The sequence below is a fragment of the Streptomyces sp. NPDC001858 genome (assembly GCF_053594615.1).
Map to the genome: position 1 here is coordinate 26,078 of NZ_JBSFEV010000058.1, position 8,480 is coordinate 34,557.

The 8,480-nt window shown below is 72.7% G+C and carries 9 protein-coding genes and 1 tRNA gene; 7 read left to right on the forward strand and 3 right to left on the reverse strand.

What is annotated here, in order from left to right:
- Positions 1-15 precede the first annotated feature (15 nt).
- Entirely contained in the window at positions 16-1,263 is a 1,248-nt protein-coding gene (locus ACWCPF_RS42000; RefSeq protein WP_451050413.1) for an amidohydrolase, read from the forward strand.
- Positions 1,264-1,296: 33 nt separating this feature from the next.
- On the opposite strand, the gene ACWCPF_RS42005 is transcribed toward ACWCPF_RS42000, so the two are convergent.
- Positions 1,297-2,109, reverse strand: a complete 813-nt coding sequence (locus tag ACWCPF_RS42005) for an alpha/beta hydrolase (protein ID WP_451050414.1) — start codon at positions 2,107-2,109, stop codon at positions 1,297-1,299.
- A gap of 108 nt (positions 2,110-2,217) precedes the next feature.
- Here ACWCPF_RS42005 and ACWCPF_RS42010 point away from each other — a divergent pair, with 108 nt between their 5' ends.
- Positions 2,218-2,991: a sulfite exporter TauE/SafE family protein gene (locus ACWCPF_RS42010; protein WP_451050415.1), complete on the forward strand. Its 774-nt coding sequence runs from the start codon at positions 2,218-2,220 to the stop codon at positions 2,989-2,991.
- Positions 2,992-3,036: 45 nt separating this feature from the next.
- Here ACWCPF_RS42010 and cobF read toward each other — a convergent pair whose 3' ends face one another.
- Together cobF and ACWCPF_RS42020 are read right to left on the reverse strand one after the other, a co-directional pair.
- Positions 3,037-3,810, reverse strand: a complete 774-nt coding sequence (cobF, locus tag ACWCPF_RS42015) for a precorrin-6A synthase (deacetylating) (RefSeq protein ID WP_451050416.1) — start codon at positions 3,808-3,810, stop codon at positions 3,037-3,039.
- A 42-nt stretch (positions 3,811-3,852) separates the two neighbouring features.
- Positions 3,853-4,347 (reverse strand): DUF309 domain-containing protein, encoded by a 495-nt coding sequence (locus ACWCPF_RS42020; protein ID WP_451050417.1) that lies wholly within the window; start codon positions 4,345-4,347, stop codon positions 3,853-3,855.
- A 99-nt stretch (positions 4,348-4,446) separates the two neighbouring features.
- Here ACWCPF_RS42020 and ACWCPF_RS42025 point away from each other — a divergent pair.
- The 5 genes from ACWCPF_RS42025 to ACWCPF_RS42045 all read left to right on the forward strand — a co-directional run bounded on the left by ACWCPF_RS42025 (position 4,447) and on the right by ACWCPF_RS42045 (position 8,379).
- Positions 4,447-4,523, forward strand: a tRNA-Pro gene (locus ACWCPF_RS42025).
- A gap of 152 nt (positions 4,524-4,675) precedes the next feature.
- A complete protein-coding gene (locus ACWCPF_RS42030; protein WP_451050418.1) occupies positions 4,676-5,662 on the forward strand; it encodes an aldo/keto reductase in 987 nt (328 codons plus the stop codon).
- A 45-nt stretch (positions 5,663-5,707) separates the two neighbouring features.
- Positions 5,708-6,280: a TetR/AcrR family transcriptional regulator gene (locus ACWCPF_RS42035; RefSeq protein WP_451050419.1), complete on the forward strand. Its 573-nt coding sequence runs from the start codon at positions 5,708-5,710 to the stop codon at positions 6,278-6,280.
- Positions 6,281-6,439: 159 nt separating this feature from the next.
- Positions 6,440-7,618: an acyl-CoA dehydrogenase family protein gene (locus tag ACWCPF_RS42040; RefSeq protein WP_451050420.1), complete on the forward strand. Its 1,179-nt coding sequence runs from the start codon at positions 6,440-6,442 to the stop codon at positions 7,616-7,618.
- Positions 7,619-7,620: 2 nt separating this feature from the next.
- The gene (locus tag ACWCPF_RS42045; protein WP_451050423.1) at positions 7,621-8,379 is read left to right on the forward strand and encodes an SDR family NAD(P)-dependent oxidoreductase; all 759 of its coding nucleotides are present in this window, start codon (positions 7,621-7,623) and stop codon (positions 8,377-8,379) included.
- Positions 8,380-8,480 lie beyond the last annotated feature (101 nt).

Genomic DNA, 8,480 nt, shown 5'->3' on the forward strand with positions numbered 1-8,480 from the left:
CGTAGGCTGCGCGGTATGACCGAACCGGACGTCGTCGCCCTACTCACCAGGGACATCGCCTCGGGGCTCAAGACCGGTGACCTGGAAGCCTTCTACCAGGATCTGCACCGTCACCCCGAGCTGTCCTTCCAGGAGCACCGCACCGCCGCGAAGCTCGCCGCCCGGCTGCGCGCGGCCGGGTACGAGGTGACGGAGGGAGTGGCCCGCACCGGTGTCGTCGGTGTGCTCGCCAACGGCGACGGGCCGGTGGTGTGGCTGCGCGGCGACATGGACGCGCTGCCCGTGCAGGAGGCGACCGGCCTCGCCCACGCCTCCACCGTGGCCGGTGTGATGCACGCCTGCGGCCACGACCTGCACATCACCTGGCTGGCGGCCGCGGCCGAGGCGCTCGCCGCCGCCCGGGAGACCTGGTCCGGGACGCTCGTCGTGGTCGGGCAGCCCGCGGAGGAGGCCGGGGGCGGTGCGGCGGCGATGGTCGCGGACGGCGTCCACACCCGCTTCCCACGCCCCGACGTGCTGCTCGGCCAGCATGTCGCGCCCGGGCTCGCCGGGTTCTATCCGCACACCCCCGGTCTGACCCTGGCGGCCTCGGACGACGTCGACGTCGTCGTGCACGGCGTGGGCGGCCACGGTTCGCGGCCCGAGTCGACCGTCGACCCGGTGGTGACGGCCGCGTATCTCGTGACCAGGCTGCAGACCGTCGTCTCGCGCGAGATCGCGGCCGGCGAGTCGGTGGTGCTGACGGTGGGGCGGTTCCACGCCGGTACGCAGTCCAACATCATTCCCGCCGAGGCCCGGCTCGGGCTGAACGTGCGCACGCAGGACACCCGGGTGCGCGAGCGCGTCCTGACCGCGATCCGGCGGGTCGTCGAGGGGGAGTGCGCCGCCGCCGGCTGCCCGGTCCCGCCCGAGATCACCGTCCTGCCCGGCTATCCGAACACCGTCAACGACCCTGTCCTGGACGGGGAGATCGCCGCCGTGCACCGTGAACTCTTCGGCGCGCACACGGTGTTCGACTTCGGCCGGACGATGGGCAGCGAGGACTTCTCCCTGCTCGCCCCGCAGGGCGTGCCGTACGACTACTGGTACGTGACCTCGACCCCGGCGGACGTGTGGGAGGCGGCGCCGGGCGAGGACCTGAGGGAGAAGTTCGCCGCGGTGCCGGGCAACCACAGCCCGCTCTTCGCACCGGACCCGTCGGTGCTGGCGCCGGGGGTGCTCACCCTGGTGTCGGCGGCGCTGTCCCGCCTCGCCGCGCGCTGACCGCCGGGGGGATCGGCTCCGGGCGCCGCCGTCTCAGGGGCCGAGCACCTCGTCCAGGAAGCGGGTCAGGTCGCTGAAGACCTCCGCCTTGTTCGTCTCGTGGAAGACGTCGTGGCGGGCCCCGGGGTAGATCCGCTCGGTCCGGGCGCCGCCGCTCAGCCGTTCGACGCCGATCCGGCTGCCGGCGAGCGGGACCAGCCGGTCCTCCGCCCCGTGCAGCCACAGCACGGGCAGCGGGCCGACGTCGCCCTCCTCGGCGACCCGGTCCAGGGTCCGTACGAAGGCCTCCAGCGTCGGCCGCTTCATCGGCCCGTGCCAGACCAGCGGATCCGCCGCGTACCGCGCGCCGACCGCCGGGTCGCGGGACAGCGCCGCGGGATTGATCGGGACGTCGGGGATCTCCTTCCGCGCCAGCAGTCGGCCGGGCGTCTCCCAGCCGCCGATCACCGGGCCGGACAGCACCAGCGCGGCGAGCCCGGCGCCGGGCTCGCCGCCGTGCCGCTGCGCGTACCGGGCCGCGATCAGGCCGCCCGTCGAGTGCCCGATCATCACCAGCGGCAGGCCCGGGTGCGCGGCCCGGGCGAGCCGCGCCACGGTGTGCACATCGCTGACCACGTCCTCGAAGTCCTCGATCACCACGCGCTCGCCCGCCGACCTCCCGTGCCCCATGAGGTCGGGCGCGAACACGGCCGCGCCGTGCCCGCCCAGCACACCGGCGAGTTCCTCGTAGCGGCCGGCGTGCTCGCCGTAGCCGTGCACGAGGACGGCGAGGCGGCGCGGCCGCGCCCGGGGCCACTCGTACGCGACGATCGTGCCGCGGGCACCCGCGAGGACGTGCTCGGTCATGTCTCCTCCAGTGCGTCCGGCCGGGCGGACGTGGCTGCCCATGGATCTTCCCAGGGGGCGAGACGGCTCTGTGGGCATCCGTTAGATGTGCGTAGCATCGGTCTCCGCATGAACACGATGACGTTGTGGCACATCACCGGCTGGGAGTTCGCCGTGCTCGCCGCCGCGGCGGTGCTCGTCGGCTTCTCCAAGACGGCCGTCAGCGGCGCCAACACGGTCAGCCTCGCGATCTTCGCGGCGGTCCTGCCCGCCCGCGCCTCCACGGGCGTCCTGCTGCCGATCCTGATCGCCGGCGACGTCCTGGCCGTCCTCACCTACCGGCGGCACGCCCACTGGCCCACCCTGTGGCGGCTGTTCCCGGCGGTCGCGGCCGGCGTGGTCTTCGGGACGCTCTTCCTGGTGTGGGCCGACGACGGGATCGTCCGGACCTCGATCGGCGCGATCCTGCTGTTCATGGCGGGCGTCACGGTGTGGCGACGCCGCACCGCCGAGCGGCCGGACGAACCCGACGCCGTGGTCACCCGGTCCGGCCGGCTCAAGGCCCGCTCCTACGGCGTCCTCGGCGGCTTCACCACGATGGTCGCCAACGCGGGCGGCCCGGTGATGTCGATGTACCTGCTCTCGGCGGGCTTCCGCAAGCTCGGCTTCCTCGGCACCTCCGCGTTCTTCTTCCTGATCGTCAACGTCTCGAAGGTGCCGTTCAGCGCGAGCCTCGGCCTGATCGACGGCGACTCGCTGCTCCTGGACGCCGCGCTCGTCGTCTTCGTCGTCCCCGGCGCGCTGCTCGGCAGGTGGGCGGTCCACCGCATCAACCAGCGACTGTTCGAACAGCTGGTGATCGCGGCGACGGTGATCGGCGGCCTGCAACTGCTGCTGCGGTAGCCGTACGACCCGCCATGCGCCGCGCCCCCAGGGCCGGGGGCGCCGCTACTCCTGGCCCGGGTTGCGGCGCAGTAGATACGTGTCCATGATCCAGCCCTTGCGCTCGCGGGCCTCGGCGCGCAGCCGCTCGATGCGCGGACCGGCCTCGGCGATCGGACCGGAGACGAGGATCTCGTCCGGCGTGCCGATGTAGGCGCCCCAGTAGATGTCGACGTCGTCCTCGGCGTACTGCCGGAACGCCTGGTGGGCGTCCAGCATCACCACCACGTCGTCCACCCCCTCCGGGAAGCCCTCCGCGAGCCGCCGGCCGGTGGTGATCTGCACCGGCCGCGCCACCCGGTTCAGGCCGGTGCGGTGCCGGGCGACGAGCGCCGAGACACTGCTGATCCCGGGCACCACGTCGTACTCGAAGGCCACCGCGCCCCGGTCCAGCACCTCCTTCAGGATGCCCAGCGTGCTGTCGTACAGCGCGGGGTCGCCCCAGACCAGGAACGCGCCGCTCTCGTCCTCGCCGAGCTCCTCGGCGATCAGCCGCTCGTAGATCTGCGCGCGGGCGCTGCGCCAGTCGCCGACGGCCGGCGAGTAGGCCGCGCCGCCCGCCCGGCGGTCCCGCTCCGGATCCCGGGCCTCGACCACCCGGTATCCGCCCTGCGGCACATGCGTTTCCAGCATGTCGAGGCGCAGCCGCGTCAGGTCGCTCTTCACCTCGCCCTTGTCCAGGACGAAGAACACGTCCGTGCCGCGCAGCGCCCGGACCGCCTGGAGGGTCAGCTGGTCGGGGTCGCCCGCGCCGATGCCGATGACATGAATCTTTCGCACGCCCCGAGTCTGCCGTACGCCACTGACAGTGACCGGGCCGGGTCAGCGCAGCCGCGGCGCCCACGCCCGCGCGTCGACCGCCGCGCCCGTCCGCTCCACGGTGTCCGCCAGCTCACGCGCCCAGCGGACCAGCCCGGCGAGATCCATCCCGTGCGGCCGCCCCCGCTGCGGCCCCGCGCCCGCCGCCCACTCCTCCACGGCCCCGGCGCCGCGCCGCAGCAGCCGCGCCCCGCCCATGAGGTTCCCCCGGGCCGCGTGGGTGAGGCCCACCGCGAGCTGGGCGAGCCCCCGCCACAGGGCGCGCTCCGCGTCGGGGCCCGACTTCCAGGCGTCCTCGAAGACCTCGTGCGCGTGGAACGGCTTTCCGGCGTCCAGCAGGGTCTGCGCCTCGGCGACGGTCTCCTGCGGCGTGCGCACGACGCCCTCGGGCTGCCGCTCCACCCCGGGCGCGCCGTACGGCAGCGGCCGGCCCAGCCCGTCCCGCGGCCGTGCGTTGCGCGCCCGCCCCTCGCCGTCCCGGTGCCGCGTCGTGTCCATACGGCGATTGTCCCGCGCCCCGGCCGCCTTCGGCGCAGCGCCCGGCGTGGGGTAAAGTGCTGTTCGCGCCACCACACGGACACACCGTGTACAGCGCATCGGGACGTGGCGCAGCTTGGTAGCGCACTTGACTGGGGGTCAAGGGGTCGCAGGTTCAAATCCTGTCGTCCCGACCAGCTTTCTTCAGCGGGTCGGAGACCGTCTTCTCAACTTTGAGAAGACGGTCTTTTTTTGTTGTGCGGCCTTGCGCTGAAGTGCACTTCAAGTTGAAGACTCCCCTTCGGGCCGGAGCGGACCGACCGACGCCGGCCGAACGGGAGGATCCCCCATGAAGTACCGCACCATAGGCGCCGACCCGGCCACCCGCCGCGAGGTCAGCGTTCTCGCGCTCGGGGCGATGTGGTTCGGATCGGCGACCGACGAGGACACGTCCTTCGCGCTGCTCGACCGCTATGTCGAGGCCGGCGGGAACTTCGTCGACACGTCCGACAACTACGCCTTCTGGGCCGACGGCGGGCAGGGCGGACAGAGCGAGGAACTGCTCGGCCGGTGGCGGCGCAGCCGGGGCGTCGGCGACGAGATCGTCTTCGCGACCAAGCTCGGCGCCCGTCCGCTGGCCCCCGGCACCAGCTACACGGACAACCCGGAGGGACTCTCGGCGAAGGTGATCCGCGAGTCCGCCGAACGCAGCCGCGACCGGCTCGGCGTCGAGAAGCTGGACCTGCTCTACGCCCACATCGACGACCACGCCGTCCCGCAGCGCGAGACCGTCGAGGGCTTCGCGGAGCTGGTCGCGGAGGGCACGGTCGGGCTGCTCGGGGTGAGCAACCAGGCCATGTGGCGGGTGGAGCGGGCCCGCGCCCTCGCCGCCGCGGCCGGTCTGCCCGGCTACGAGGTGCTCCAGTACCAGCACAGCCATCTGCGCCCGCGCAGCGACATCCCCGACGACCTCTTCCCGGACGGCAGCCTCGGCCACGCCGGCCCCGAGCTCCTCGGCTATCTGCGGGCCGAGCCCGGCCTCGTCCTGGTGGCCTACTCACCGCTGCTCAAGGGCGCCTACACCCGCCGCGACCGGCCCCTGCCGCCGGACTACGACCACCCGGGCGCCCCGGCCCGGCTCGCCGTACTGCACGAGGTCGCCCGGGAGACCGGCGCGAGCGTCAACCAGGTCGTGCTGGCCTGGCAGCTGGGCGGGGAGCTGCCCATCGTCCCGCTGGCCGGAGCGTCGTCCGTGGCCCAGCTGGACGAGAACCTGGCCGCCGTCGACCTGGAGCTCACCGAGGACCAGCGCTCCCGGCTCGACTCGGCGCACTGAGGGCGTGGGAGTGACCGACTGGTAACCAAGGGCTACGCTGGCATCATGCCGTCCCCCCGCCGTACCGCCCGACAGGCGGACCTGCTGGAACGACTCGTCGCGCTGGTGACGGCGGAGGGGTTCGCGCACCTCACCCTGGACGATCTCGCCGAGCAGCTGCGCTGCTCCAAGACCACCCTGTACCAGCTCGCCCGCAGCAAGCAGGGGCTGGTCGTGGAGGCCGTCAAGCACTACTTCCGCGGGGCGACCGAGGACGTCGAGAAGCGGGTGGCGCAGACCGTCGACCCCTCGGACCGCGTCCGGGTGTACCTGACCGCCGTGGCCGAACAGCTGCGCCCGCTCTCGCGCCGGTTCCTGGACGACGTGGCGGACTTCCCGCCCGCCCGCGAGGTGTACGAGGCCAACACCCGGATGGCCGCGGAGCGGGTGCGCCGGCTGATCGCGGAGGGCGTCTCGGACGGCGCCTTCCGCGAGGTGCACACCGCGTTCGTCGGCGAGGTCGCCGCCGCCACCATGCGCCAGATCCAGCAGGGCGAGCTCAAGACGCGCACCGGGCTGACCGACGCCGAGGCCTATGAACAGCTGGCCTCGCTGATCGTGCACGCCGTCTCACCCTGAAGCCCTGAAGCTCTGAAGCCCTGAAGCCCTCCGAGTCCGAAAACCTGGCTGATTCGGGTTCTCGCTCCCCGCGCTGTGACCGTACTGTTGATGATACGTTCGTACGCACCCCAGTATCATTTCCGGTATCACCCCGGTCCTATTTCGTGGAGGGTCACCATGCCTGCCACTCGCGCCCTGCCGACCGAGGAAGCCGTCGAGCTCATCCAGCTCACACGCACCCTCGCCGCCAAGGAACTCGCACCCCGCGTCGCCGGCGCGGAGGCGGACGAAGCGTTCCCCAGGGACGTCTTCCGCACGCTCGGGCGCAGTGGTCTGCTCGGGCTGCCCTTCGCCGAGCGGGACGGCGGGGCGGACCAGCCGTACGAGGTCTACCTCCAGGTGCTGGAGGAGGTCGCGGCCGTCTGGTCGAGCGTGGCCGTGGGCATCTCCGTGCACGCCCTGTCCTGCTTCCCGCTCGCCCGCTTCGGCACCGACGAGCAGCGGCGCAGGTGGCTGCCCGACATGCTGAGCGGTGAGCTGCTCGGCGCGTACTGCCTGTCCGAGCCGCACGCCGGCTCCGACCCGGCGGCCATGCGCACGCGCGCGGTGCGCGACGGCGACAGCTATGTGCTGAACGGGACCAAGGCCTGGACCACGCACGGGGGCCATGCCGACTTCTACACGGTCATGGCCCGGACCTCCGACGACCGCAGCCGCGGCATCTCCTGCTTCCTCGTCCCGGCCGACGCCCCGGGGCTCAGCGCCGACCCGCCGGAGCGGAAGATGGGCCTGACCGGCTCGGCGACCGCGACCATGCGCCTGGAGGACGTGCGGGTGCCCGTGGAGCGCCGGATAGGCGAGGAGGGGCAGGGGCTGAAGATCGCGCTCGCCTCCCTCGACCACGGCCGGCTCGGCATCGCCGCCGTGGCCTGCGGCCTCGCCCAGGGCGCCCTCGACCACGCGCTGCGCTACGCCCGCGAGCGGGAGACCTTCGGCAAGCCGATCATCGAGCACCAGGGGCTGGCGTTCGTGCTCGCCGACATGAGCGCCGCGATCGAGTCGGCCCGCGCCAGCGCGCTGTCCGCTGCCCGGTTGAAGGACCTCGGCCTGCCCTTCACACGGGAGGCGTCGATCGCCAAACTCGTGGCCACGGACAATGCCATGAAGGTGACCACGGACGCCGTGCAGGTCCTCGGGGGGTACGGGTACACCCGTGACTTCCCCGTGGAGCGTTATATGCGCGAGGCCAAGGTCATGCAGATCTTCGAAGGCACCAACCAGATCCAGCGCATGATCATCTCCCGTGCGCTGGACCGCGACGAGGGCGGTGTGCTCACCGTCCTCGGCAAGGAGTGATGATGCAGCTCGCCCACACCGCCGCCCTCGTCACCGGAGGGGCGTCCGGCCTCGGCGCGGCCACCGCGAAGGCGCTCGCCGAGCGCGGCGCCCGGGTCTTCGCCCTCGATCTGAAGGACGGCATCGACCAGGCGCCCGAGATCGACGGCGTCACCTACGTCCCCGCCGACGTCACCGACCCCGAGCAGGTGCGCGCCGCCGTGGTCGCCGCGGCGGGGTCCGGCGTTCCGCTGCGGACGGTCGTCAACTGCGCCGGCATCGGCCCGTCGGCGCGGATCCTCGGCAAGAAGGGCCTGCACGACCTGGGCCTGTACGCCAAGGTGATCCAGATCAACCTGATCGGCACCTTCAACGTGCTGGCGCTCGCCTCGGAGGCCATCGCCGAGACCGAGGCCGACGGGCACGGCCAGCGGGGCGTCATCGTCAACACGGCCTCCATCGCCGCGTACGACGGCCAGGTCGGCCAGGCCGCCTACGCGTCGTCCAAGGGCGGCGTCGTCGGGCTGACCCTGCCGGCCGCCCGTGACCTCGCGCAGTACGGCATCCGGGTGTGCACCATCGCCCCGGGCATCGTCGAGACGCCCATGCTGGCCACGGTGTCGGAGGAGTTCCGCGCCTCGCTCGCGGCCGGCGTGCCCTTCCCGCAGCGGCTGGCCCGGCCCGAGGAGTACGCCCGGCTGGCGCTGGCGATCGTCGACCACGACTACCTCAACGGCGAGACCATCCGCATGGACGGCGCGCTGCGGATGGCCCCGCGCTGAGCGCTCCGCTGGTCGCGCAGTTCCCCGCGGCGTCCCAGAATCTGACCGTTTTCGAGGCCCGCGAGGCCACGGCCAGCATGGGACTGCCGTTCCGCGTGTTG